Source organism: Streptomyces sp. NPDC019443 (genome assembly GCF_044389785.1).
GTDB lineage: Bacteria > Actinomycetota > Actinomycetes > Streptomycetales > Streptomycetaceae > Streptomyces.
This window is the reverse complement of record NZ_JBIRYJ010000008.1, coordinates 107,171-130,476: the sequence shown is the minus strand read 5'-3', so window position 1 is coordinate 130,476 and position 23,306 is coordinate 107,171. Positions and strand designations below refer to the sequence as shown.

General features: G+C 69.9%; 23 protein-coding genes and 1 pseudogene. 6 read left to right on the top strand and 18 right to left on the bottom strand.

Annotated elements, in window-relative coordinates:
* The first annotated feature begins 44 nt into the window (after positions 1-44).
* Positions 45-509 carry a type II toxin-antitoxin system PemK/MazF family toxin gene (locus tag ACH492_RS24705; RefSeq protein ID WP_398989857.1) on the top strand — a complete coding sequence of 155 codons (465 nt, stop codon included), beginning with the start codon at positions 45-47 and terminating at the stop codon, positions 507-509.
* Positions 510-718: 209 nt separating this feature from the next.
* Here the strand turns inward: ACH492_RS24705 and ACH492_RS24700 are convergent, their stop codons facing one another.
* The 7 genes from ACH492_RS24700 to clpS form a co-directional block, all read right to left on the bottom strand.
* Positions 719-1,669, bottom strand: a complete 951-nt coding sequence (locus ACH492_RS24700) for a PLP-dependent cysteine synthase family protein (RefSeq protein WP_307663153.1) — start codon at positions 1,667-1,669, stop codon at positions 719-721.
* Entirely contained in the window at positions 1,669-1,947 is a 279-nt protein-coding gene (locus tag ACH492_RS24695; RefSeq protein ID WP_356226465.1) for a MoaD/ThiS family protein, read from the bottom strand. Before ACH492_RS24695 ends, ACH492_RS24700 begins: the two co-directional genes overlap by 1 nt.
* 132 nt (positions 1,948-2,079) lie before the next feature.
* A complete protein-coding gene (locus tag ACH492_RS24690) occupies positions 2,080-2,196 on the bottom strand; it encodes a putative leader peptide (RefSeq protein ID WP_398989856.1) in 117 nt (38 codons plus the stop codon).
* Positions 2,197-2,306: 110 nt separating this feature from the next.
* Positions 2,307-2,729 (bottom strand): Mov34/MPN/PAD-1 family protein, encoded by a 423-nt coding sequence (locus ACH492_RS24685; RefSeq protein WP_398989855.1) that lies wholly within the window; start codon positions 2,727-2,729, stop codon positions 2,307-2,309.
* 78 nt (positions 2,730-2,807) lie between these two features.
* Complete coding sequence (locus tag ACH492_RS24680) at positions 2,808-4,274, bottom strand: amino acid permease (protein ID WP_398989854.1); 1,467 nt, start codon at positions 4,272-4,274, stop codon at positions 2,808-2,810.
* A gap of 344 nt (positions 4,275-4,618) precedes the next feature.
* Entirely contained in the window at positions 4,619-5,212 is a 594-nt protein-coding gene (locus ACH492_RS24675; RefSeq protein WP_398989853.1) for a DUF2017 domain-containing protein, read from the bottom strand.
* Positions 5,212-5,526, bottom strand: a complete 315-nt coding sequence (gene clpS, locus ACH492_RS24670; RefSeq protein WP_398989852.1) for an ATP-dependent Clp protease adapter ClpS — start codon at positions 5,524-5,526, stop codon at positions 5,212-5,214. The genes ACH492_RS24675 and clpS overlap by 1 nt, the downstream gene beginning before the upstream one ends.
* 80 nt (positions 5,527-5,606) lie before the next feature.
* Here clpS and ACH492_RS24665 point away from each other — a divergent pair, with 80 nt between their 5' ends.
* Positions 5,607-6,935: a nicotinate phosphoribosyltransferase gene (locus ACH492_RS24665; protein WP_398989851.1), complete on the top strand. Its 1,329-nt coding sequence runs from the start codon at positions 5,607-5,609 to the stop codon at positions 6,933-6,935.
* Between the two features lie 121 nt (positions 6,936-7,056).
* The gene (locus ACH492_RS24660) at positions 7,057-7,641 is read left to right on the top strand and encodes a nicotinamidase (protein ID WP_398989850.1); all 585 of its coding nucleotides are present in this window, start codon (positions 7,057-7,059) and stop codon (positions 7,639-7,641) included.
* 270 nt (positions 7,642-7,911) lie between these two features.
* Here the strand turns inward: ACH492_RS24660 and ACH492_RS24655 are convergent.
* Together ACH492_RS24655 and ACH492_RS24650 are read right to left on the bottom strand one after the other, a co-directional pair.
* A pseudogene (locus ACH492_RS24655) lies at positions 7,912-8,214 on the bottom strand (hypothetical protein); the annotation flags it as partial.
* Positions 8,215-8,337: 123 nt separating this feature from the next.
* A complete protein-coding gene (locus ACH492_RS24650) occupies positions 8,338-10,755 on the bottom strand; it encodes an immune inhibitor A domain-containing protein (RefSeq protein WP_398989849.1) in 2,418 nt (805 codons plus the stop codon).
* A gap of 371 nt (positions 10,756-11,126) precedes the next feature.
* Here ACH492_RS24650 and ACH492_RS24645 point away from each other — a divergent pair, with 371 nt between their 5' ends.
* The gene (locus ACH492_RS24645; RefSeq protein ID WP_398989848.1) at positions 11,127-11,474 is read left to right on the top strand and encodes a hypothetical protein; all 348 of its coding nucleotides are present in this window, start codon (positions 11,127-11,129) and stop codon (positions 11,472-11,474) included.
* On the opposite strand, the gene ACH492_RS24640 is transcribed toward ACH492_RS24645, so the two are convergent.
* Together ACH492_RS24640 and ACH492_RS24635 are read right to left on the bottom strand one after the other, a co-directional pair.
* Complete coding sequence (locus tag ACH492_RS24640; protein ID WP_398989847.1) at positions 11,460-12,188, bottom strand: RDD family protein; 729 nt, start codon at positions 12,186-12,188, stop codon at positions 11,460-11,462. The two genes, ACH492_RS24645 and ACH492_RS24640, sit on opposite strands and share 15 nt — an antisense overlap.
* A gap of 64 nt (positions 12,189-12,252) precedes the next feature.
* Positions 12,253-13,821 (bottom strand): RDD family protein, encoded by a 1,569-nt coding sequence (locus ACH492_RS24635; RefSeq protein ID WP_398989846.1) that lies wholly within the window; start codon positions 13,819-13,821, stop codon positions 12,253-12,255.
* Between the two features lie 219 nt (positions 13,822-14,040).
* On the opposite strand from ACH492_RS24635, the gene ACH492_RS24630 reads away from it, so the two are divergent.
* Positions 14,041-14,520 carry an SsgA family sporulation/cell division regulator gene (locus ACH492_RS24630; RefSeq protein ID WP_398989845.1) on the top strand — a complete coding sequence of 160 codons (480 nt, stop codon included), beginning with the start codon at positions 14,041-14,043 and terminating at the stop codon, positions 14,518-14,520.
* Between the two features lie 3 nt (positions 14,521-14,523).
* Here the strand turns inward: ACH492_RS24630 and ACH492_RS24625 are convergent, their stop codons facing one another.
* Together ACH492_RS24625 and ACH492_RS24620 are read right to left on the bottom strand one after the other, a co-directional pair.
* Complete coding sequence (locus tag ACH492_RS24625) at positions 14,524-14,904, bottom strand: VOC family protein (protein WP_398989844.1); 381 nt, start codon at positions 14,902-14,904, stop codon at positions 14,524-14,526.
* A 98-nt stretch (positions 14,905-15,002) separates the two neighbouring features.
* Positions 15,003-16,370, bottom strand: coding sequence for an FAD-binding oxidoreductase (locus ACH492_RS24620; protein ID WP_398989843.1), 1,368 nt, complete (start codon positions 16,368-16,370; stop codon positions 15,003-15,005).
* 109 nt (positions 16,371-16,479) lie between these two features.
* On the opposite strand from ACH492_RS24620, the gene ACH492_RS24615 reads away from it, so the two are divergent.
* Positions 16,480-18,111, top strand: coding sequence for a tetratricopeptide repeat protein (locus ACH492_RS24615; RefSeq protein ID WP_398989842.1), 1,632 nt, complete (start codon positions 16,480-16,482; stop codon positions 18,109-18,111).
* Positions 18,112-18,168: 57 nt separating this feature from the next.
* Here the strand turns inward: ACH492_RS24615 and ACH492_RS24610 are convergent, their stop codons facing one another.
* The 5 genes from ACH492_RS24610 to hppD form a co-directional block, all read right to left on the bottom strand.
* A complete protein-coding gene (locus tag ACH492_RS24610; protein ID WP_398989841.1) occupies positions 18,169-18,762 on the bottom strand; it encodes a class F sortase in 594 nt (197 codons plus the stop codon).
* An 86-nt stretch (positions 18,763-18,848) separates the two neighbouring features.
* A complete protein-coding gene (locus tag ACH492_RS24605) occupies positions 18,849-19,268 on the bottom strand; it encodes a hypothetical protein (RefSeq protein ID WP_398989840.1) in 420 nt (139 codons plus the stop codon).
* A 119-nt stretch (positions 19,269-19,387) separates the two neighbouring features.
* Entirely contained in the window at positions 19,388-21,340 is a 1,953-nt protein-coding gene (locus ACH492_RS24600; RefSeq protein WP_398989839.1) for a sensor histidine kinase, read from the bottom strand.
* A complete protein-coding gene (locus tag ACH492_RS24595) occupies positions 21,327-22,034 on the bottom strand; it encodes a response regulator transcription factor (RefSeq protein ID WP_398990032.1) in 708 nt (235 codons plus the stop codon). Before ACH492_RS24595 ends, ACH492_RS24600 begins: the two co-directional genes overlap by 14 nt.
* A gap of 89 nt (positions 22,035-22,123) precedes the next feature.
* Complete coding sequence (gene hppD, locus ACH492_RS24590; RefSeq protein ID WP_307663133.1) at positions 22,124-23,269, bottom strand: 4-hydroxyphenylpyruvate dioxygenase; 1,146 nt, start codon at positions 23,267-23,269, stop codon at positions 22,124-22,126.
* Positions 23,270-23,306: the final 37 nt, after the last annotated feature.

The window sequence follows — 23,306 nt, the reverse complement described above, 5'->3', positions numbered from 1 at the left end:
GACGGAGCGCGCGCGTGTGGCGGCGCGCCGGTACCGTCTGGGGTATGGACACGTCGTGGTGGCTAGCGGTGCTCGCCGTGGTGGTGATCGCGCTGGTCGCCACGGTGGTGGACGGGCGCGGCCGGACCGCGTCCCGCCGCCCGGGCGGTCGCGCCCGCCCGCCGGGCCGCCCGCCGGGCCCCCGGCGCGGCCCGAAGCGGCGCCCGCGGCCGGGCGAGATCTGGTGGGCGGAGGTCCCGTACGAGGACGGCCCCGGGTCGAAGGACAGGCCGTGCCTGGTGCTGTCGGTGCGGGGCGGGACGGCGCAGGTCGCGAAGATCACGAGCAAGTACCACGACGAGAGTCCGGGCGTGATCTCACTGCCACCCGGGACTGTGGGGGACGCCCGGGGGCGGGCGAGTTTCCTGGAGACGGACGAGCTGCGGGATGTGGGGGTGTGGGAGTTCCGCCGAAGGGTGGGGGTGGTGGACCCGACGGTGTGGGACCAGGTGCGGCATCTGTCGGCGTGACCCAGGGGTACGTGGGGCTCGCCCTCACTGACCCGGGGTACATCTCGCCATCGCTGACCCGGGGTACATAAGGGGGGCCCGCCCGCACTGACCCGGGGTACGCAGGGGGCTCGCGCCCCCACTGACCCGAGGTACATGGGGGCGCGCCCTGACTGACCCGGGGTACGTGGGGCTCGCGCCCCCACACCCTCGCAGCGTCGCCGGCGCTCCTACGCCCAGAGCTGGCCCTGCAGCGCTTCGATCGCCGCCTCTGTCGTCGGGGCCGTGTAGACGCCCGTCGACAGGTATTTCCAGCCACCGTCCGCGACCACGAAGACGATGTCCGCCTGTTCGCCCGCCTTCATCGCCTTCTTGCCGACGCCGATCGCCGCGTGCAGCGCCGCCCCCGTGGAGACGCCCGCGAAGATGCCCTCCTGCTGGAGGAGTTCGCGGGTGCGGGTGACCGCGTCCGCCGAGCCCACCGAGAAGCGGGTCGTCAGGACCGACGCGTCGTACAGCTCGGGGACGAAGCCCTCGTCCAGGTTCCTGAGGCCGTAGACCAGGTCGTCGTAGCGCGGCTCCGCGGCGACGATGCGGATGCCCGGGACGTGTTCGCGCAGGTAGCGGCCCACTCCCATCAGCGTGCCGGTGGTGCCCAGGCCCGCCACGAAGTGGGTGATGGAGGGGAGGTCCGCCAGGATCTCCGGGCCCGTCGTGGCGTAGTGCGCGCCCGCGTTGTCCGGGTTGCCGTACTGGTAGAGCATCACCCAGGAAGGGTTCTCGGCCGACAGCTCCTTGGCGACCCGTACCGCCGTGTTCGAGCCGCCCGCCGCGGGCGACGGAATGATCTCCGCGCCCCACATCGCCAGCAGCTGACGGCGCTCCTCGCTCGTGTTCTCCGGCATCACGCACACGATCCGGTAGCCCTTGAGCTTCGCCGCCATCGCCAGCGAGATGCCGGTGTTGCCGGACGTCGGCTCCAGGATCGTGCAGCCCGGCGTCAGGCGGCCGTCCTTCTCCGCCTGTTCGATCATGTGGAGCGCCGGGCGGTCCTTGATCGAGCCGGTCGGGTTGCGGTCCTCCAGCTTCGCCCAGATGCGGACCTCGTCCGACGGGGACAGCCGCGGCAGGCGGACCAGCGGGGTGTTGCCGACCGCCGCGAGCGGGGAGTCGTAACGCATCAGACCATGCCGCCGGCGACGGCCGGGAGGATCGTGACGCTGTCGCCGTCGGCGAGCTTGGTGGAGATGCCGTCCAGGAAGCGGACGTCCTCGTCGTTCAGATAGACGTTCACGAAGCGGCGCAGCTGGTCGCCGTCGACGATGCGCTCCCGGATGCCGTTGTGCCGGGTCTCGAGGTCGGCGAAGAGCTCGGCGAGAGTGTCCCCGCTCCCCTCGACGGCCTTCGCGCCGTCGGTGTACGTACGGAGGATGGTCGGGATGCGGACCTCAATGGCCATGACATGGGCTCCTGTTTCGGGAGTGTGGCGGGGGTGGCACAAGGGGCGCGCGGCTCTGGCCCCCGCGCGAGGGGGTGGTGCGATGCAGTGCGCTCGGGCCGAGAGGCCGTGGTTCACAACCGGCCGGAACGGTCAGGACGCAGCGCGGCTCGTACACATCGCGCTGGCGAGACGGCACAGGTCGACGTGCAGCCGCGCCACGAGCAGCAGGGCGCTCGGCGTCTTGTCGCTCACGTCATGGGGAACCATGCGGTCATCGTAACGATTCCCCATCCGGGTTCCGGAATGTGATCTCGCATGATGGACGAACTCTGCTCAGCATGCGGTACACGGAAGGTGCCGCGGCGTGAAGGTCGCGCTCAGTATGCCTCTACGACCTTGATCTCTTCCTCGGTGACCTCGCCCTCCAGGATGCGAAAGGAGCGGAACTGGAAGGAGCCCGCGTCATCGGTGTCGGCCGTGGAGACCAGGACATAGTGGGCGCCCGGCTCGTTGGCGTACGAAATGTCCGTACGGGACGGGTACGCCTCGGTCGCGGTGTGCGAGTGGTAGATGATCACCGGCTCTTCGTCGCGGTCGTCCAGCTCCCGGTAGAGCTTCAGCAGGTCCCCCGAGTCGAACTCGTAGAACGTGGGCGAGCGGGCGGCGTTCAGCATCGGGATGAAGCGCTCGGGGCGGCCGCTGCCCTCGGGGCCCGCGACCACGCCACAGGCCTCGTCGGGGTGGTCGGCGCGGGCGTGCGCCACGATCTGGTCGAACAGAGCCTGGGTGAGGGTCAGCATGAGCGACAGGATAAGCAGAAGGCCGGCCCGTACCGAAGGGTGGTACGGACCGGCCCGGATGATGGACGTCGACTGGGGTCAGCGCAGCGGTCGGCGCCGGGGTCCGCGCTGCGGTGAGCGCTTGGCGAAGGCCGCGCCCTCGGGGTTGCGCTTCTTCAGGACCAGGTACGAGACGCCGAGGAGCAGCGCCCACAGCGGCGCGCAGTACAGCGAGATCCGCGCGTCCTTGTCGATGCCCATCATCACGATGACCATGCAGATGAAGAGCAGCGCGAACCAGCTGGTGTACGGGGCGCCGGGCGCCTTGAAGGCCGACTGCGGCAGCTCACCGCGGTCCGCCTTGGCCCGGTAGCGGATCTGGCTGACCAGGATCATGATCCAGGCCCACATGCCGGAGATGGTCGCGAAGGAGACGACGTAGTTGAACGCCTCGCCCGGGGCCTTGTAGTTGATCCAGACGCCGACCAGCATCAGCGCGGCGGAGAAGGTCGTGCCGATCAGCGGCAGGCCGTTCTTCGTCAGCTTGGTGAAGGCCTTCGGGCCCTGCCCGTTGAGCGCCAGGTCCCGCAGCATGCGGCCGGTGGAGTACATACCGGAGTTGCAGGAGGAGAGTGCGGCCGTCAGCACGACGAAGTTGACGATCGCGGCACCGATGCCGAGGCCCATCTTCTCGAAGGCGGCGACGAACGGCGAGATGCCCGGCTGGAAGTGGGTCCAGGGCACCACCGACAGGATCATGATCAGGGCGCCGACGTAGAAGACGGCGATACGCCACGGAACGGTGTTGATGGCCTTGGGGAGGGTCTTCTCCGGGTCCTTGGACTCGCCGGCGGTGACACCGACCAGTTCGACCGCGAGGAAGGCGAACATCACAAGCTGCAGGGTCATCAGCGTGCCGCCGAGGCCCTTGGGGAAGAAGCCGCCGTCGGACCACAGGTGGGTGACGGACGCGGTGTCACCGGCGTCGGAGAAACCGATCGTGAGCACACCGGCGCAGATCAGGATCATGCCGATGATGGCCGTCACCTTGACCATCGAGAACCAGAACTCCAGCTCACCGAAGAGCTTCACGGAGATGAGGTTCGCGCCGTAGAGGATGACGGTGAAGACCAGCGCGGAGAGCCATTGCGGAATGTCCCACCAGTACGTCATGTACGTGGCGGCCGCAGTGACTTCGGTGATGCCGGTGACGACCCAGAAGAGCCAGTACGTCCATCCGGTGACGAAGCCCGCGAAGGGACCGACGAATTCACGCGCGTACTCGGCGAAGGATCCCGAGACGGGGCGGTACATGAGCAGCTCGCCCAGCGCCCGCATGATGAAGAAGATGACCAAGCCCGCGATGGCGTAGGCCAGGATGAGGCTGGGGCCGGCCTTGGAGATGCCCTTGCCCGCGCCGAGGAAGAGGCCGGTGCCGATGGCCCCGCCGATCGCGATCATCTGGATCTGACGAGCACCCAGTCCACGCTGGTAGCCCTCGTCCGCGCCTGCCGCGGACCCCGCGGCCTCATTGCTGTCGTGCTTGTCGACCTGCAGTGAGGTCATGGTGATGCGCCCTTTCTCCATGCTGGTCCGCGTCCGCCGCATCTGCCGCGTACTGCGGATCAGGTCCTGATCCCCCCGGAAATGGATGGAGTGCTACCGGCGATCAGCCGGCCCAAGCGCCCCTGGGGACATGGGTGGCGTCCCGCAGGCGGTCGTGAAGATTTATCACGCCGGCAACATTGATTCACCCAGAAGACGTGGCACACACCACATGAAGAAGAGGACAAACGCCCCCCGGACACCGCAATCCAAGGCTCGGCGGTGACGGGATCGTTATCCGGATTTGAGTGTCCGTTGAGCGAACACCTGATGGCGTCCGAATGGACATCTCAGGACATCAGGGGTCAGGACATCAGGGTCTCGACGAGCGTCTCCTGGAGCGCGCCGAGCCAGAGATACGCCATCACCATCGGCTTGCGCGGATCGGAGTCGGGCAGCCGGTACAGCTCGCCGTTCTCGTCCTCGTCGCTGACCTCCAGGCGGGTGCCGATGGTCAGCCGCAGGTCGTTGAGCGCGCCGAGCCAGTGCAGGCAGTCGTCGGCGGTCAGCTTCAGGACGGCGCCGCCCTCGCCGGCCGCGGCCAGCGAGTCGAGGGTGCGGACGACCGCGAGCGCATCGTCGCGCTTGCGGGAACGCAGGTCGTTCTCGGTGAAGCGCCTGAACTCCGAAGACGCGGCGAGCAGTTCCTCGTCCTCTATGTCGGCGCCGGGACCTGCGTACGCCTCCGGGAAGAGGCGGGCCAGCGCCGGGTCGGTCGGCGGCTCGCTCGGCCCCTCCGAGAACAGCGCGGCCAGCGGGTCCTCGCCCTCCACCGGCTCGTCGCCGGGCCCGATCAGCTCAAGCAGCTGTACGGCCAGCGAGCGCAGGATGGAGATCTCGACCTCGTCGAGCGCGACGGCGGCGCCGCCGCCGGGAATCGACTCGAAGTGCCCGGCCATCAGAAGCGGTCCTGGGACAGCGTCGCCCACAGCCCGTAACCGTGCATCGCCTGCACATCACGCTCCATCTCCTCGCGGCTGCCGCTGGAGACGACGGCGCGTCCCTTGTGATGGACGTCGAGCATCAGCTTGTGCGCCTTGTCCTTGGAGTAGCCGAAATAGGCCTGGAAGACATAGGTGACGTAGCTCATCAGGTTGACCGGGTCGTTGTGGACGAGCGTCACCCACGGCACGTCGGGCTCGGGCACGGCGAAGGTCTCCTCCGCCGACTCAGTGCGTTCGATCTCAGTGGGAGCAACACTCACCTGGTCCATGCTGCCACCCAAGGGGGCTCATCGCACAAACGACCCGCACATCTCGTCACTCTGACGAGATGTGCGATAGCATCCGGCGTATGAACCCTGCGGACCTTGGGCTGCCGGTGGACGTTCCGTCGACGGCGCTCTTCACCGACCAGTACGAGCTCACGATGCTCCAGGCGGCACTGAAATCCGGCACCGCCGATCGCCGATCCGTCTTCGAGGTCTTCACCCGCAGGCTCCCCGAGGGCCGGCGGTACGGCGTCGTGGCGGGCACCGGCCGGGTGCTCGACGCCGTCGAGAACTTCCGCTTCGACGCGGGCGTGCTGGACTTTCTGAGGGAGCGGAAGATCGTCGACGAGCCGACCCTGCGGTGGCTCGCCTCGTACCGCTTCAGCGGCGACATCTGGGGCTATCCGGAGGGCGAGGTTTATTTCCCGGGCTCGCCCATCCTGCGGGTCGAGGGCACCTTTGCCGAGTGCGTGCTGCTCGAGACCGTCGTCCTGTCGATCCTCAACCACGACTCGGCGATCGCGGCCGCGGCCTCCCGTATGTCGACGGCGGCGGGCGGGCGCGGGCTGATCGAGATGGGCGCACGGCGTACGCACGAGCTCGCCGCGGTCGCGTCGGCCCGCGCGGCGTACGTCGGCGGCTTCAATTCCACCTCCGACCTGGCGGCGGGTTTCCGCTACGCCATTCCGACGGTGGGCACCAGCGCGCACGCCTTCACCCTGCTGCACGACAGCGAGCGCGACGCCTTCCAGGCGCAGGTCGACTCGCTCGGACGGGGCACGACACTGCTGGTCGACACCTACGACGTGGCCGAGGCCGTCCGTACGGCGCTGGACATCGCCGGTCCCGAGCTCGGTGCCGTACGCATCGACTCCGGGGACCTGCTGCTGGTCGCCCACCGGGTGCGGCAGCAGCTGGACGAGCTCGGCGCGGCGGACACCAAGATCGTGGTCACCTCGGACCTGGACGAGTACGCCATCGCCTCGCTGGCCGCGGCGCCGGTGGACGCCTACGGCGTGGGAACACAGCTGGTCACCGGCAGCGGGCACCCCACCTGCTCGATGGTCTACAAGCTGGTCGCCAGGTCCGAGTCCGCCGACCCCGGGGCTCCTCTGCTGCCGGTCGCGAAGAAGTCGCTGGGCGGCAAGACCTCCATCGGCGGCCGCAAGTGGGCCGCGCGCCGACTGGACGAGGACGGGGTCGCCGAGGCAGAGGTGATCTGCGTAGACACGGTGCCGTCGGACCTGGTGGACCGGCAGCTGCTGGTGGAACTGATCAAGGGCGGCGAGGTCGTCGCCCGCGAGCCGCTGGACGCGGTGCGCGAGCGGCACATAGCGGCGCGGGCGGGGCTGCCGTTGTCGGCAATGCAACTGTCCAGGGGCGAGCCGGTCCTGCCCACGGAGTACGTATGACTTCAGTCCGCGTGAACGCCGCCCGAAGCCCTCTCCCGCAAGGCGGCGGGAGTCTCTAGGCTCAATACATCCGCTCGCGGGCGCAGGTCTCCCCGCCAACCCCCATCGAAGGACACCCGCCATGCACCGCGCCTTGATCGTCGTGGACGTTCAGAACGACTTCTGCGAGGGCGGCAGCCTCGCGGTGACGGGGGGTGCCGAAGTCGCTGCCGCCATCACGGACCTGGTGGGCCAGGCCCAGCCGGGTTACCGCCATGTCGTCGCCACCCGCGACCACCACATCGAGCCGGGCGACCACTTCTCGGAGCACCCGGACTACGTCAGATCGTGGCCGCGCCACTGCGTCGCCGGCACGGAGGGCGTGGGCTTCCACCCGAACTTCGCACCCGCGGTCGCGTCGGGCGCGATCGACGCGGTCTTCGACAAGGGCGCGTACGCGGCTGCGTACAGCGGCTTCGAGGGCACGGACGAGAACGGCACGACGCTGGCGGCGTGGCTGCGGGCGCGTGAGGTCTCCGAGGTCGACGTGGTCGGCATCGCGACGGACCACTGCGTACGGGCGACGGCGCTGGACGCGGCGCGGGAGGGCTTCACGACGCATGTGCTGCTCGACCTGACGGCGGGGGTCGCGGAGGAGACGACGGAGAGGGCGCTGGAGGAGTTGCGGGCGGCGGGTGTGGAGCTGTCCGGCAAGCCGGTGGTCTGACCGGGGGCAGCTCCACCCCCGGACCCCCGCGCCTCAAACTCCCCCAGACTTCGTCCGGGGGGACCCCACGGGGCTGAATTTCGGGGCCCCGGACCCAGCTCCTCAATCTCCCCCAGACTTCCCCCCGGGGGACCCCCACGAGGCTTGAATTTCCGCCGGACGGCCAGATCTCTAAGCCCGTCCCGCGATTGAGGGCACTCCCCCTATGCCCTGCGGGCTCAGGGGGACCGCCAGCGGGCGTACCAGGGTCTGCGGCGGAGCCCCAGTCGCTGCCGGGCTGAACAACGCCCGTATCGGGTGCCACAGCTCCTCGTGGTTCTCCGGCGTCGCGCGCCACAGCAGGCCGTCCGGGTGGTGCAGCACGGCCGTGACCTCGTCCGGGGTCGGCGGTTCCGCGTTGCCCCGCAGGTACACCGCCCGCAGGCCCAGATTCCGCAGCCGCGTCAGCGCCCTCGCGCGGTTCGCCGCGTGGACCAGAAAGCGGACCTGGCTGCCGTCGCCCACTGGGCTCGGCAGGCTGAGCGCGACCACCACGCTGCCGTTCGGCAGCTTGCAAAAACCTCCGCCGGGCATGCGGAACCACTCCCCCGTGAGATGGCATGTCAATAAGGACCTGGCAAGACGCACCTAAACACGATCGGCCGCCGCCCGCTAGAGGGCGACGGCCGATCATGCTCTGACCTGGTAAAACGCGAATTAATTGGTCGACGGGCCAACCTTGACCGTGATCGTTTGGCCGTTCCACGGCTCGCTCACGACCGAGATCTTGGTGTTGGTGTCAGTTACCTGAACGCCCGCCGTCGGGTTCTCGGCGAACCAGTAGACACCCTTGCGGTCGTCGAAGACCGGGTTGCCCGCCTGCGGCTTGATCCGGAGCCCCACATCCGCCTTGTGCAGCGTGAAGCCGTCGGTCGGCCGCAGGCTGAAGGGCGAGTCGAACGTCTGGATCTTGTTCCGCATCAGCGTGCCGTCCGCCCACTTGAGGGCCTTCGGGTGCGCGTCCACCGGCAGGACCAGGCCGCGGCCCGGGTGCTGGCTGGTGTTGTTGTCCTTCTGCGAGGTGTCCCAGAGCCAGATCAGCAGGCCGTTCTGGTACGGGTAGTGCTCGACCCAGGAGTCCTTCGGCGCCTTGAAGCCGAAGTTGTACGGGCCGACCTTCAGCGTCTTGTCGTACGAGACGTACTGACGGTTCTCGGCCAGGTAGTACTGCTCGTACTCCTTGGTGAAGGACTCACCGATGCGCGAGAAGCCCTTCGAGGTCCAGCCCGCGTCGTCGCCCTCGGCGTTGTCGGTGAACAGCGCCGTGCCGTCCGCGACCACGCTCAGCGCGTCCGCCGCGAAGCCCTTGCCGCCCGCGCCGCCGTCTGTCTGGTAGCGGAAGCGGACGTCGACCTTCTTGCCCGCGTACGCGTCCAGCGAGTACGCCAGCTTCTTGTACGCGCCCGACGCACCGGTCAGCGCCGGCTTGTCGCCCGCGTCCCGGCCGATCGGCTTGCCGTCCGCCGTGCCGTCCACCGGCGTCCAGTTGGCGCCGCCGTCCGTCGACACCTCGGCGTACAGGTAGTCGTAGCCCTCCTCGATGTCCCACCAGCCCGAAAGCTCGAGGGACGCCTTGGACTTGCCGGTGAGGTCGACCGGGCGGGACAGGGTGTTCTTGAGGTCGTCACCCATGTCGCTCCACCACTGCTTTGAGCCCTCGGAGGGCTTCACGACAGTCGTGGTGACCGGCTTCTTCGGCAGCTCGACGACGAGCGCCTGCGGGTTCTTGGTGTTGTACTCCGCCACACCCAGCCTGTGCGCGGACTTCGTCCCCGCCTTGCCCTTGGTGTAGTTGAGCCAGCCCAGCTGCAGCTTGTCCCAGGCGTTCATGTCGCCCGGCAGGTCGCCGATGGAGTCCTTGCCGGTGCCGAGCCAGGAGCCGGCCGACATCAGGGTCCAGAAGCCGGTCGAGTTCTCGCCCTTGCCCGAGGTGTCGTAGTGGTCGGGCAGACCGAGGTCGTGACCGTACTCGTGGGCGAAGACACCGAGGCCGCCGTTCTCGGGCTGCATGGTGTAGTCGCCGACCCAGATGCCGGTGGAGCCGATCTGGGTGCCGCCGGCCTTGTTGTTCGCCGGGCCGGTCCTGCCCGCGTCCGTGCCGTACGCGTACCAGCGGTGCGCCCACAGGGCGTTGGTGCCCTCGGCGCCGCCGCCCGCCGACTCGTCCTCGCCCGCGTGGACGATCTGGAAGTGGTCGATGTAGCCGTCGGTCTCGTTGAAGTTGCCGTCGTTGTCGAAGTCGTAGCGGTCCCACTGGTCGTACTTGGCCAGGTCCGCCTTGATCTGCGCGTCGGTACGGCCCTTGGCCTTCTGGTCGGCGGCCCAGGCGGTGACACCGTCCTTGACCGTGTCCCAGACATTGGCGCAGTTGCTGTCGCCGCAGTAGTTGGAGCCGTAGCGGGCCTCGTTGTAGTCGACCTTGACCCAGTCGGAGACCTCACCGTCGACCGAGTAGCGGCCCGAGGAGGTCTTCTCGTAGTAGGTCTTCAGGGAGTGCTTCGGCTGACCGGTCTTGTCCTTGCCGGTGCCGAAGTACAGGTCCTGGAAGTGCTTCTGGTTGTAATCCGCCTGCCAGGCCGTGGAGTTGTCGGTCTTACGGTCCGGCTGGGCGATCTTGTTGTGCTGCGGACCCGGCGTGCCGCCGTACTTCTTGACCGGGGCCTCGGGGCCCTCCGGGCCGTCCGGGTCGAACATCGTGGTGTCGTCGACCTTGTCGCCGAACTCCACCAGGATCGTGAAGATCTTGTCCGTCTTCTCCCGGCCGAGCTCGACGTACTTCTTGTCGCCGAGCTTCACGACATTGGACGCGCCGCGCTTCTGCACGGTCGCGTCGCCGGCTATGACCTGTTCCAGCGCAGCCTCGCGCTGCTGCTCCTGCTGCTTGCTGAACGGGCCCTCCAGGTCGTGCTCGACCTGGCCCTTCTGCGGCGCCGGGTCATGGCGCTCGATGCCTGCCGGGCCCGACGACGGCTGGTTGTCGGCCTGCGCACTGCTGAACGCCGAGGCCGACGCGGTTGTCGCGGCCAGGGCCACGAGCACCGCGGACGCTCTGATCGTCCGTCGCTTGGTGGTCACTTGATGCTGTCCTCCCCCGCGGTCCGTCGCAACGGACCGGATGTGGGGTCGTCCGCGCGCGGTGTCGCGTCACAAGTGACGACATTCGACCGGAGTTACCGGAGAAAAGACAGTCCTTGACTTGAGCAGACCAACTGCACTATGCGCGAGCCCGGTTCCGGTATTCGGACGACGAGCAATCGAACAACGGGCGCATTGGATTGAACAGTTGGGCGAACGAATGACTCAGTGCGCCCCCCATGCACCGGCACCGTGTGTTAGGTCACGCTTACCGCCGGTTCCTCCCGGGCATCCACCGTCGTAGAGTCACTTGACCAGTGCGACCGCGTTGAGAGACACCCCCTGACCATGTCCCGAGGACGGATACCGTCATGCCGCGTCCGACTGCCGCACAGCTTGCCTACGGTTCGGCCACAGTCGTCTTCTCGACCCTCGCCCTGCTGCTGCTCACCCGTACCACCAACGGCATCGGTGTCGCCGCCATAGGCGTCGCATCGATGGTGCTCGGTCTGGTGGTCGCGGCCGCCCTGCCGATGGGCAGGGCCGCACAGGGAGCGAGGACGACGAAGGCGGCGCACACGGTCCGTACGAACCATGCCGCCGCCTCCGGCGTTTCCGCCTCGGCCGCCTCCGCCGACGGTCTCACCACCCGGGTGCCCGCATCCCGCGCGCACGCGGGCACCGAGACAAGGGTCGGCGAGCCGTCACTGCGTCGCTGACACCACGACCGTCTTACCCGCCTTGTCGTGCAGACCCTGTTTGTACGGCTTGTCGGCCAGGATCGTCACCATGATGACGAGCCACCAGATGCAGAAGCAGCAGACCAGCGCGGGCACCCAGAGCACGATGGCGCGCATCAGCGAGGAGCTGGTGTCCGGCACGCTGCCGTCGTTGAGCATGGCGACCCGGATCTTCATCAGGCGCTTGCCGACGGTCTGCCCGTGCCCCTTGGTGGTCATCACGGTGTCGTAGCCGACGTACGCGACCAGGGAGACCAGCGACCAGATCCACTGCCTGCCGGTGTTCACCTGGTCGGTGATGTCGTCCCAGCTGTCGCCGGTGCCCGTCCCGACGCCCCAGCCTCCGAAGGCCAGAGAAATCAGGAAGAGCGGCACGAAGACGATCAGCGCGTCGATCACGCGGGCAAGGAACCGCCTGCCGAAGTCCGCGAGCGGCGGCATCCCGGCGAGCGGGTCCGCCGCGCCGCCGTACGCGCCTCCGTAGGGATCGCGCGGCGGGGGCTGGCCGCCTCCGCCGTCGTACGGACCGGAACCACCCGGTGGAGTGCCGTACGGTCCCCCTGGCGGCGGCGGTCCCCCCGGAGGCGGGGGCTCCTGAGGACCGCCCGCCGACGGCGGGGTGGGTTCCTGTGGCTTCTTGAAGAAGGGGTCGTCCTCGGGCGGCTGGCCGGGCGGCGGATGGTTGTTGCTCATGGGGGCAGTGCACCGCGCCCCGATGGCCCCCGCAACGGCTCGCACGCCGTTCGGGGGAACGCGGTCAGCCGGTCACGAAGGTGTGCGCCGCCTTGTCGTGCCAGCACTGCCGCCACGGGCGGTCGAACAGACACCACAGCACATTGAGCACCCCGAGGGCGATCACGCCGAGCACGCTGTAGACGAGCCAGCGGCGCAGCGCGGCCCCGAAGGACGGGGGCTCGTGGGACTCGATGTCCCAGACCGTGAGTCCGCAGAGCTTCTTGCCGAGGGTGCGGCCCCACTTCGCCGTCGGCAGCGCCTCGTACAGCACACCGAGGACCAGCAGCGCGCCGAGGATGATGCCGAGGTGGCCCACGGTGGTGGAGTCGACCAGCCAGACGGTGACCGTCTCGCCCGACTGCTTCGCCGCCTCGATCTTGTCGTCGACGTGGGCGCGCGCCCGGGACAGGACGGGTACGGCGACAGCGCCTACGAGCGCTCCGAGGAACAGGGCGTCGATCAGCCGGGCGGCGAGCCGCTTGCCGAGCGAGGCGGGACGGGCCGCCGCCTGGGCCTGGGCGGCCTGCAGGAACGGGTCGTTGACCGGCGGCTTCCAGGGCACGACGGGCTGCTCGGCCTCGGCGGCGGACGCGGGTCCGGGCTGGGCGAGCCGGTGGACCTGCTGCGCCCAGGAGGCGGAGCCGCCGCCGGGGCCGTTGGTGACGGGCGCCTGGGCCTGCGCGGGCACCTGCGGCTGGGGCTGCGGCTGGGGCTGTGGCTGCACGGGCGCCTGGGGCTGCGGGCGGCGCTGGGCCGGGGCCTGCGGCTGGGACTGGGGCTGGGGCTGTGCGGGCGCGGTGGGTGCCGCGGAAGCGGTGGGTGCCGCGGAAGCGCCCGGGGTCATCGAGCGGACGGACAACGGTCCATCGGCCTGCCCGGCGGACGCACCGCCGCCGGCGCGCAGCGCGCGGATGGCGACCGTCCCGTCGACGGGAGGCTGCGGCTGGGGGCGGCGGGCGGACGGGTCGCCGGTGGGCGCTGCCGCCGCGGGGTCCGCGGTGCCCGAACTCCCGGCCGCGGGCGCGCCCTTGCCCGGGCGCAGGGCGCGGATCGCGACCGTACCGTCCACAGGGGGCTCGCCCCCGGCGGCCGGGCCCAGCGAGCGTACGCCGGGCAGGGCGCCGCCCGTCGGGTCCGCGGGCGCGCTCGACGAGGCGGGCCGGCGCGGGTCGGCGGGCGCGCCACCCCGGTCCGAGGTGCGCGGGTCCTGGCCGCCGCCCCACGCGACGCGGTTGTCGCGCTCGCCGCCGAAGCCGGTCTGGCGCGCGGCGTCGGCCTGCCAGGCGGTGGCCGGCTCCGGGCGTGACGGTGCGTCGTCCGGCTCCTCGTCGAAGAAGACCGGACCGGTCTCCTCCACCGATGCCGGGGCCGGGGCCTGGGACTGGGGCTGGGCCGCAGGCCCGGCGTCGGCCGCGGTTGCCGCCGAGCCGGGCGCGGCAGGCATCGCCTCGCCCGTCTTGGGCGCGGGCCGACTGGTGCCGGGAACCCAGGCAGCACCGTTCCAGTACCGGACATATCCAGGAATGGATGGATCCGGGTAATAGCCGGGCGTGGGGCTGCCGTCGCCGGTGGCCGGGGTGGGGGCGCTCATCACCGTGGTCCCGTATCTCCTCGAGAGCCTCAATTCAAGGCTCCACATCTATCAGACCCTTGAGCATCGCCGGGCGGGTCCTGCCGTAACGACCACTTTCCAGTCACTGAGCCGTCACAGAAAGTTGTTGCCGAAAGGCGCGTCATAGCCGCGCAGGAGCGCGCTCCCTCCCTGCAAGGCCCGCTCACAAGGCCTCGTAGCGGAAGGAAGGGCACTGTCATGCACACCGTGGTGGAACGTGAGCTGGAGCTCCAACTGGTGCTGTCGCCCGAGCTCAGCATCCCCGTCCTGGCCCGGCTGACCTACCGCACGGACGACCCGTACGCCGTGCACATCGCCTTTCACATCGGCTCCGACAACCCCGTCAAGTGGGCCTTCGCCCGCGAGCTGCTGGTCAAGGGGGTGTTCAGGCCGTGCGGCGAGGGAGACGTCCGGATCTGGCCGACCAAGGTCGAGGACCACGGCGTGGTGCTGATGGCCCTGAGCTCCCCCGATGGTGACGCACTGCTCGAAGCGCCCGCCGCCGTGGTGTCCAACTGGCTGGAGCGGACCCTGCGGGTGATTCCTCCGGGCTCCGAGTCCGAGCACCTCGACATCGACGACGGCCTCGCCAAACTTCTCGCGCCCACCGCGGCCGACGATCTGTGGCTGCCCAACGCCTGGCCTTCGGACGAGTCGTCGCAGAGTGACAACCAGTAGCGGTCAGTCGGTGACGTACGTATGCGTGATGAATTCGATGGAGTGGCCGTCTGGGTCGTCGATGTACACCCCGCGGCCGCCGAAAAGGTGGTTGATCTGCTGCGGCTTGTCATGTGTGGGGTCGGCCCAGTACGGCAGTTCACGGTCGGTGATCCGGCCGAAAATCTCGTCGAACTCGTCCTCCGAGACCAGGAAGGCCAGATGCTGGGAGGTTATGCGGCCACGTTCGTCGAGATAGTCGAGAGTGACGCCGCCGTCCAGCGGCAGACTGGCGAACGGGCCGAAGGGCTTGGGCTCCGGCTCCCCTATCAGCTCGGCGAGAAAGCGGGCGCCGGCGAACCGGTCGCGGCTGTGAACGATGGTGTGGTCAAGGCGTGCGGGCACGGCTCCTCCTCTGCGGTGTGAGGCGGTTTGACCTCTCCCTTCACGCTATGCGCAGAGCGGTGTCCGGACCATCGGGCATGAGTCGTAGGGCTGCGGACTCAGAAGATTTTGCCCGGATTGAGGATGCCGAGCGGGTCGAAGGTCTGCTTGATGCCGCGCTGCATCTCCACGCCCACCGGGCCGAGTTCGCGTGCCAGCCACTCCTTCTTCAGTACGCCGACGCCGTGTTCGCCGGTGATGGTCCCACCGAGCTCCAGGCCGAGAGCCATGATCTCGTCGAAGGACTCGCGGGCGCGCCGGGATTCGTCCGCGTCGGTGTGGTCGAAGCAGACGACGGGGTGGGTGTTGCCGTCGCCCGCGTGCGCGCAGACGCCGATGGTGAGGTCGTACTTCTCGGCGATGGCGGCCGTGCCCTCGATCATCGCGCCGAGCTTCGAGCGCGGTACGCAGACATCGTCGATCATCGTGGCCGATCTGACGGTCTCCAGGGCGGTGAGCGACAACCTCCTGGCCTGGAGGAGGAGTTCGGACTCGGCGACGGTGTCGGCCGGGACGACCTCAGTGGCGCCCGCCGCGCTGCACAGCGCGCCGACGGCGGCCAGGTCGGCGGTGGGGTCGGGGGTGTCGAAGGCGGCGAGGAGGAGTGCCTCCGTGGAGTCGGGCAGGCCCATGTTCGCCATGGCGTTGACGGCGTGGACGGTCGTACGGTCCATAAGCTCGAGCAGCGAGGGGGTGTGACCGCGCTCCATGATCGAGCAGACGGCCTCGCAGGCGGCGGCAGCGGAGTCGAACTCGGCGGCGAGCACGAGCTGAGCGGGAGGCTGCGGGCGGAGCGCGAGGACGGCCTTGACAACGATGCCGAGGCTGCCTTCTGAACCGACGAAGAGGCGGGTCAGGTCGTAGCCGGCGACGCCCTTGGCGGTGCGGCGGCCGGTGGTCATCAGGCGGCCGTCGGCGAGGACGACATCCAGGCCGAGTACGTACTCGGCGGTTACTCCGTACTTGACGCAGCACAGGCCGCCGGACGCGGTGCCGATGTTGCCGCCGATGGTGCACATCTCCCAGCTGGAGGGGTCCGGCGGGTAGTACAGGCCGTGCTCGCCCACCGCGCGGGACAGCACGGCGTTGACGACGCCCGGCTCGACGACCGCGATCCGGTCGACCGGGCTGATCTCCAGGATCCGGTCCATCTTCGTCAGGGACAGCACGATGCACCCGTCGGAGGCGTTGGCGCCGCCGGACAGGCCCGTGCGGGCGCCCTGCGGGACGACGGGGACGCGCAGCGCGGTCGCGGTGCGCATGACGTGCTGGACCTGCTCGACGGTGTGCGGCAGGACGACGACGGCGGGGGTGCCCGCCGCGCAGAAGCTCGCCATGTCGTTGGCGTACGAGACCGTGACGTCGGGGTCGGTGATCAGGGCTTCGGCAGACAGACCGGTACGCAGCCGCTCGAGAAGATCGTCCATGGTGCAAGCCTCGCACCGGGGGGCCATCGGTGTGAACCCGTCGGCCTTCAGCCTCGCGGGGCGGGGTGTGTTCTTCGTATTGACTGCGCGCTGGCGCACAGTGAGCGCCATGAAGAGCGAACACGTGAAGAACGCCACGATCAGCACGCTGGTCGGAGCGACGCTGGTTGTCGGGGTGATCACGCTCGCGCCCGGGTGGGGCAACGCGGGACCGCGGCCCACGCCGGGCGCCGCCGGGCGGGCGATGGCTGCGGTGGGCGCGGGCGCACCTGCCAGCATGCTGGATCTGACCGCGCTGATCGAGGACCGGGAGCGATGGGTACGGGCGCACCCGCGGGACGAGGAGTCGTGGGCGGTACTGGGGTCGGCGTATGTGGAGCGGGGCTCCCGGCTGGCGGAGCCGGCGTACTACACGCAGGCGGAGGAGGCGCTGCAGCGCTCGCTGGACGTGCTGCCGGGCGAAGAGGGGAACGTCGACGCGCTGGTGGGGCTCGCGTCGCTGGCCAACGCCCGGCACGACTTCGCCAAGGCGCGCACGCTGGGCGAGAGCGCGGCGGAGCAGAAGCCGAAGCGGTGGACGGCGTATCAGGTGCTGATCGACGCGTACAGCGGGCTCGGGGACTACAAGGCCGTGAACAAGGCGATGGACAAGCTCACGAAGCTGCGCCCGGGCGCGCAGACGCTCGGCCGGATGGCCCAGGTCTACCGCGAGCGCGGCTGGCGCGAGGACGCGGCGGCGAAGGCGTACGACGCGGTGGGCAGCGCCGAGTCGCCCGCGGAGAAGGCGGTCGCGCTGCACCGGCTGGGTGACCTGGCATGGGAGCGGGGCGAGCCGGAGGAGGCGATCGAGGAGTACGACATGGCGCTGAAGCTGGCGCCGGACCACCATCCGTCGCTGGCGTCACGAGGGCGTGCGCTGGCGGCGCTGGGCCGTACGGATGAGGCTTTCCGCGACTACCAGTCGGCGTTCGACCGTGCGCAGCTGCCCGAATACACCCTGGAGGCAGGCGAGTTGTACCAGTCGCTGGGGCTGGACGGGGATGCGGCGTCTCAGTACGAGAAGCTGCGGAAGAGGGCGGAGCGGGCGGGGATCGACGGGGTGAACGAGGAGCTCGTGCTCGGCCTCTTCGAGGCGGACCACGGCGATCCGCAGACGGCGGTCCAACGCCTGCAGGCCGAGTGGGACCGGGGGCACCGGAGCATGTACGTGGCGGACGCGCTGGGCTGGGCGCTGTACCGCACGGGCAGGGCGACGGATGCGCTGCCCTACGCGAAGACTGCGACGGACCAGGGGCTGCGGAGCCCGCTCTTCGCGTACCACCGCGGCGAGATCGAACGCGCCCTGGACCTGCCCGGCCCGGCCCGCCGCCACCTCGCCGAGGCGGTGCGGATCAACCCGTACTTCTCGCCCCTGCTGGCACCGGCGGCGAGGGAGGCGCTGGACATGCTGGGGGAGCCGCCGCCGGGCGGGCCGAAGGACGTGCTGGGCTACGACCCCGAAGAGATGGAGATGGAGGCGGAGGCGGGTCCGGATTCGGTTTCGCCATCGGCTTCGCCACCGGCATCGGCATCGGCATCGGCATCGGGTGAAGGTGCGGCTTCGGAGAACGAGGAGGCTTCGCCGCCGTCGGACGCGAGTCGCTCGGACGCCGCCCCGGTGACGCAGTCGTCGTCGCCGGAGCAGAGCGTGGAGACGGTGGAGCCTTCCGCGAGCCCGACGCCGTCGCAGGAGAGCGAGTGAGGGGTCCCGGCCCCAACCAGCCGGTCCGCGGTGACAGTTTCACGCCGCGGACCGGCGTCAGCGCAGGGTGGCGTAGACGATGAGGTTGTCCACCGGGTGGCCCTGCTCGTCGAAGTCCCCGGAGCAGGTGATGAGGCGCAGCGCGCGTTCGCCGGTCGCGCCGTAGACCCTCTCGGTCGGGAACGCGCTCTTGCTGACCGTCTCGGTGCCGGTGACCGTGAAGTGGGCCGTCGTCCCCCGAGTCGTCCGTACGGCGATGTCCGCTCCCTTGGTGATCTTCTTGAGGTCGTGGAAGACCGCCTTGCCGAAGCGGGTGTCGTTGTGGCCGATGATCACCGCGGCCCCGCGTTCGCCGGGGACGGCGCCGCCGGTGTACCAGCCCGCGGTCATGCCCTTGTCCGCCGGCGGGACCTGGACCGTGCCGTCCTTGTTGAGGCCGAGCCGCATCAGGGAACTCGCCACGCCTATCGACGGGATGGCCACCTGGGCAGGCTCGCCGGGGGCTGTGGAGGCGGACGCAGTACGTGAGGGGGCGCGGGAGGCCGAGTCGACCGTCGTCTCCACGGCGCCGGCCGAACAGCCCGCCAGCGCGATGCAGGCAAGCGCGACCAGCGCGCCGGTGCACCGCGCCAGGTGGTGCGTACGGGGCATGACTCTCCAGGGACGGGAGGGCGAACGGGGACGGCAGACGGGGACGAACGCAGCGGCGCCGCCCGAGGGCCGCGCCGCTGCGGGTGTCAGCCGGCGCGATGAGCGGCCGCGCGCCGGCGCACCACGACGGTGCCCGCGCCCGCGACCAGGGCGAGCGCGGCGGCCGATCCGGCGAGGGCGGCAGTGGTGCCGAACTCGTTCCCGGCCGGCCGCTCACCGGCGTTCACACCGCCCCGGGGCGCGGCTGAGCGCCGCTGCGAGACCTGATCCGAGGCCGGTGCGGGGGTGCGCCTGTCCCCGGCGGCCACGCCGCCGCGCGGCGCGGCCGAAGGCCCGCGGTCCCGCGGGGCCGTGACGGTGTCGCCGCCCTTGGAGGGCGCCGGCGTCCGCTCGGTCGCCCGCGGCGAGGGCGTGGTGTCGGCGAAGGCCGTCGTGGACGGGAGGATCAGCGCGCCGGCCACGGCGGTGGCGAGGGCGAGTGCACGCAGGGAAAGACGGTGGGACATGGGACAGCTCCAATTCCAGCTCGGCCTTGGTGGTGATGGCGACAGGCTGGCGCGAAGTTATGAAGAAGCTGTCAGAACGCTGTGGTCATGGCATCAGCGTCGTCACCGCGTCGGAGTCGTCACCGCGTCGGGGCTATCACCGCGTCGGGGCCATCACCGCTCGGAGTCGTCATCCCATTTCCCATCCGGGCTCCATCAGGGCCCGCGGCCGGTATCCGCAGCGTGAAGACCGAGCCCTGCCCCTCCGTGCTCTCCACGTGCGCAGTGCCGCCGTGCGCCTCCGCGAGTTTGCGGACGATCGCGAGCCCCAGACCGCTGCCGCCGGTGCGCCGGCTGCGGGATTTCTCGGCCCGCCAGAAGCGGTCGAAGACGTACGCAAGGTCCTCGGCCGGTATGCCACTTCCCGTGTCGGCGACGTCGACGACCACCTCGCAGCCGGTCGCTGAGCCGTACGCGCGAAGGGTGACGCCGCCGCCGGGCAGGGTGTGGCGTACCGCGTTGGAGACCAGATTGCCGACGGCCTGCCGCAGCCGGACCGGATCGGCACTCAGCGCGGGGGCCGGGACCCGGCCCTGGGGCGGCCCCGTCGGCGCCGTCAGCGTGACGCCCGCGGTCTCGGCGAGATTCTGGTGGGCCGCGGCGACCTGTCCGAGGAGCTCCTCGATCCGGACCGGCTCGGGGTGCAGACGCAGCGCGCCCGCGTCCGCCTGCGCCAGGTCCTGAAGGTCGCCGATGATGTGCTGCAACTGCATCGCCTCCTCCAGCAGGGAGGAGACGAAGGCGGGGTCCGGGTCGGCGAGGCCGTCCTGCGCCGCCTCCAGCCAGCCGCGGATATTGCTGAGCGGGGTGCGCAGTTCATGGGCGACATCGCTGACCATCGCCTTGCGCTGTTCTTCCAGGCGCGCCCGGTGCGCCGACATGTCGTTGAAGGCCGCGGCCAGCCGCCCGATCTCGTTGTCCGCGGTGACCGGGACCGGGGACGACTCGTGGCCGTCCTTCATCCGCTGTGCCGCGCCGGTCAGCGCGTGCAGCGGCCGTACGAGCCGGGTGGCGGCGAGCACGGACGCGCCCACAGTGAGGGCCAGTACGAGCGCCGCCGCGCCCGCGATCCGGGCGGTGTTGGCCGGGGACAGGTCGAAGCCGGGGACGGTCGCGCTGTCGGCGTCGCCGATGAACAGCAGCGCGGGCGAGGCGACATGGGAGCTGAGCTGTTCGCGGCGCGCGGCCGAGACACAGGAGGCGACGGCCCGGTCGTTGTCACTGGGGCCGCGGACGGTCGGCGCGCTCGGCGCGCTCGGCGCGGGATTCGTCGTCCAGGACAGGTCCGGATTCAGCTGTACGTGCGCGAGTTCCTGGCGGTCCAGGCAGGCGTTCGCCAGCTGATTGAGGGCGGTGAGCGCCTTCTTCTCGGTGGCGGTCGGCGCGTCCAGGGCGTCGGTCGCGCACCTGGTGCCCTCGATGCGCCCGACGCCGTTGCCCACGATCTGGATGCGCGGACGTCCGCTGGGGCTTACGACGACGTCCGAGGCGATGCCGTACTGGCGCAGGCACTCCACGCCACGGTCCGCGCTCTCGCGCAGCCGGTCCCGCTCCGCCGTCGGCAGCCGGAACGGCCCGACGGCGCGCGGGTCGATGCGGTCCGCCGTGGTACCGGAACTCTGCTGACCCGCCGACGCGAGAGCGGTGTCCGCGGCGAGCGGGTCGACGATCGCCGAGGCCTGGGGCGGCAGCGCGGGCGGCGAAGCCTGGGTGGCGGAGTCGGCGAGGAGCTGCCGCTGCGGGGTGGTCAGAGCAATCCGCCGGCCGGTCTGCCTCGCCAGGTCGCGTACGGTCCCATCGACCCCGTCCCATCGCAGGTGGCTCGCCGCATGGCCGAGCAGGGTCTGGTAGATCCGGGCGTCGTCGGCGAGGTTCTGTCCCTGCTCCTGCTTGATCGCGCCGGAGGTGGTCTGCACGGCCAGCCACGCGGTGGCGGCCACCGAACAGGCGGCGACCAGCGCGGACACGGCCAGCAGCCGGCCGAGCAGGCTCTTGCGCAGCGGCAGCCGCTTGCCCTGCCTACGACGAGGCACGGGTCGCGCTCCTCGCGGGGTCGGTCAGTTTGTAGCCGACGCCGAACACAGTGAGCAGGCGGGCGGGGCTCCGCGGGGCCTGCTCGATCTTCTTGCGCAGGTTCATGATGTGGACGTCGACGGTGCGGTTGCTGATGTACCGGTCGAAGCCGTGCAACTCCTCCAGCAGCCGCTGCCGGGTGAAGACCCGGTCCGGCTCGGCGGCCATCGCCGCGAGAATGCGGAACTCACCGGGCGTGCAGTCGATATGGCCGCCGTCGACGGTCACCTCGTGCCGGTCCGGGTCGACGACGAGCGTGCCCACCGGCAGCGCGGCGGCGGCCGGGCCCACGCCGCCGGAGAGGCGGGTGCGGCGCAGCAGCGTGCGGACCCGGGCCATCAACTCCCGTGGGTTGTACGGCTTGGTCATGTAGTCGTCCGCGCCGAGGTCGAGCCCGAGAAGCAGGTCGTCCTCCGTGCTGCGGGCCGTGAGCATGAGCACCGGCAGCTCGCGGGCCTCGGCCCGCAGCACGCGCAGCACATCCAGGCCGTCGGCCCGCGGCATCATCACATCGAGGACCAGCAGGTCAGGGGCTCTGTGCCGGACGGATTCGATGGCGGCGCGGCCGTCCCGTACGAGCGTGACGGCATGGCCCTCCCGTTCCAGATAACGGCGGACCAGTTCGGCCTGCTTCTCGTCGTCCTCAGCGACCATGACGTATGCGCACACGCGGCCGATCGTAAGCAGTTCTGCGGCCCCACGGGTCAGGATCCGTGGGGCCGCAGGTACTGGCAGGCCAACCGCTACAGGTTTCCGCGCTTCTCCTGCTCGCGCTCGATCGCTTCGAAGAGCGCCTTGAAGTTGCCCTTGCCGAAGCCCATCGAACCGTGCCGCTCGATCATCTCGAAGAAGACCGTCGGCCGGTCCTGCACGGGCTTGGTGAAGATCTGCAGCAGATAGCCGTCCTCGTCGCGGTCGACGAGGATCTTCAGCTCGCGCAGCGTCTCGACGGGCACGCGGGTCTCGCCCGCCCACTCGCCGAGCGTGTCGTAGTACGAGTCGGGCGTGTCCAGGAACTGAACTCCCGCCGCGCGCATGAACCGTACCGTCGCGACGATGTCGTTCGTGGCGAGCGCGATGTGCTGGACGCCGGCCCCGCCGTAGAACTCCAGGTACTCGTCGATCTGCGACTTCTTCTTCGCGATCGCCGGCTCGTTGATCGGGAACTTCACCTTCAGCGTGCCGTCGGCGACGACCTTCGACATCAGTGCGGAGTACTCGGTGGCGATGTCGTCGCCCACGAACTCCTTCATGTTGGTGAAGCCCATGACCTTGTTGTAGAAGGCCACCCACTCGTTCATCCTGCCGAGTTCGACATTGCCGACGCAGTGGTCGATGGCCTGGAAGGTGCGCTTGGCGGGCGGCTCGACGATCGGGGCGGCGGCGGCGAAGCCCGGCAGGTACGGACCGTCGTAGCCGGAGCGGTCGACCAGCGTGTGCCGGGTCTTGCCGTACGTCGCGATCGCGGCCAGCACCACAGTGCCGTGCTCGTCCTTGATCTCGTACGGCTCGGTGATGCCGCGGGCGCCGTGCTCGGTGGCGTATGCGTACGCGGCCCGCGCGTCCGGCACCTCGATGGCCAGGTCGACGACGCCGTCGCCGTGCTCGGCCACATGCTCGGCGAGGAAGCGGCCCCAGTCGGTGGACTGCTTGATGACGGAAGTGAAGACGAAGCGCGCGGCGCCGTTGGTCAGCACGTAACTCGCGGTCTCGCGGCTGCCGTTCTCCGGTCCGGCGTACGCGACCAGCTTCATGCCGAAGGCAGTGGAGTAGTAGTGCGCGGCCTGCTTGGCGTTACCGACAGCGAAGACGACCGCGTCCATTCCCTTCACCGGGAAGGGGTCTGCCTTGCGCGCGGTGTCCGGGGTGTGATCGATGGTCTCAGTCATGACCGCAGACTCCCTCCGATCCACAAGGTGCGCAATA

Bases quoted from the DNA above. Each gene is read 5' to 3' on its own strand.
- ACH492_RS24705 (WP_398989857.1), top strand. From the start codon at position 45: ATGGACACGTCGTGGTGGCTAGCGGTGCTCGCCGTGGTGGTGATCGCG.
- ACH492_RS24700 (WP_307663153.1), bottom strand. From the start codon at position 1,669: ATGCGTTACGACTCCCCGCTCGCGGCGGTCGGCAACACCCCGCTGGTC.
- ACH492_RS24695 (WP_356226465.1), bottom strand. From the start codon at position 1,947: ATGGCCATTGAGGTCCGCATCCCGACCATCCTCCGTACGTACACCGAC.
- ACH492_RS24690 (WP_398989856.1), bottom strand. From the start codon at position 2,196: ATGGTTCCCCATGACGTGAGCGACAAGACGCCGAGCGCCCTGCTGCTC.
- ACH492_RS24685 (WP_398989855.1), bottom strand. From the start codon at position 2,729: ATGCTGACCCTCACCCAGGCTCTGTTCGACCAGATCGTGGCGCACGCC.
- ACH492_RS24680 (WP_398989854.1), bottom strand. From the start codon at position 4,274: ATGACCTCACTGCAGGTCGACAAGCACGACAGCAATGAGGCCGCGGGG.
- ACH492_RS24675 (WP_398989853.1), bottom strand. From the start codon at position 5,212: ATGGCCGGGCACTTCGAGTCGATTCCCGGCGGCGGCGCCGCCGTCGCG.
- clpS (WP_398989852.1), bottom strand. From the start codon at position 5,526: ATGGACCAGGTGAGTGTTGCTCCCACTGAGATCGAACGCACTGAGTCG.
- ACH492_RS24665 (WP_398989851.1), top strand. From the start codon at position 5,607: ATGAACCCTGCGGACCTTGGGCTGCCGGTGGACGTTCCGTCGACGGCG.
- ACH492_RS24660 (WP_398989850.1), top strand. From the start codon at position 7,057: ATGCACCGCGCCTTGATCGTCGTGGACGTTCAGAACGACTTCTGCGAG.
- ACH492_RS24645 (WP_398989848.1), top strand. From the start codon at position 11,127: ATGCCGCGTCCGACTGCCGCACAGCTTGCCTACGGTTCGGCCACAGTC.
- ACH492_RS24640 (WP_398989847.1), bottom strand. From the start codon at position 12,188: ATGAGCAACAACCATCCGCCGCCCGGCCAGCCGCCCGAGGACGACCCC.
- ACH492_RS24635 (WP_398989846.1), bottom strand. From the start codon at position 13,821: ATGAGCGCCCCCACCCCGGCCACCGGCGACGGCAGCCCCACGCCCGGC.
- ACH492_RS24630 (WP_398989845.1), top strand. From the start codon at position 14,041: ATGCACACCGTGGTGGAACGTGAGCTGGAGCTCCAACTGGTGCTGTCG.
- ACH492_RS24620 (WP_398989843.1), bottom strand. From the start codon at position 16,370: ATGGACGATCTTCTCGAGCGGCTGCGTACCGGTCTGTCTGCCGAAGCC.
- ACH492_RS24615 (WP_398989842.1), top strand. From the start codon at position 16,480: ATGAAGAGCGAACACGTGAAGAACGCCACGATCAGCACGCTGGTCGGA.
- ACH492_RS24610 (WP_398989841.1), bottom strand. From the start codon at position 18,762: ATGCCCCGTACGCACCACCTGGCGCGGTGCACCGGCGCGCTGGTCGCG.
- ACH492_RS24605 (WP_398989840.1), bottom strand. From the start codon at position 19,268: ATGTCCCACCGTCTTTCCCTGCGTGCACTCGCCCTCGCCACCGCCGTG.
- ACH492_RS24595 (WP_398990032.1), bottom strand. From the start codon at position 22,034: ATGGTCGCTGAGGACGACGAGAAGCAGGCCGAACTGGTCCGCCGTTAT.
- hppD (WP_307663133.1), bottom strand. From the start codon at position 23,269: ATGACTGAGACCATCGATCACACCCCGGACACCGCGCGCAAGGCAGAC.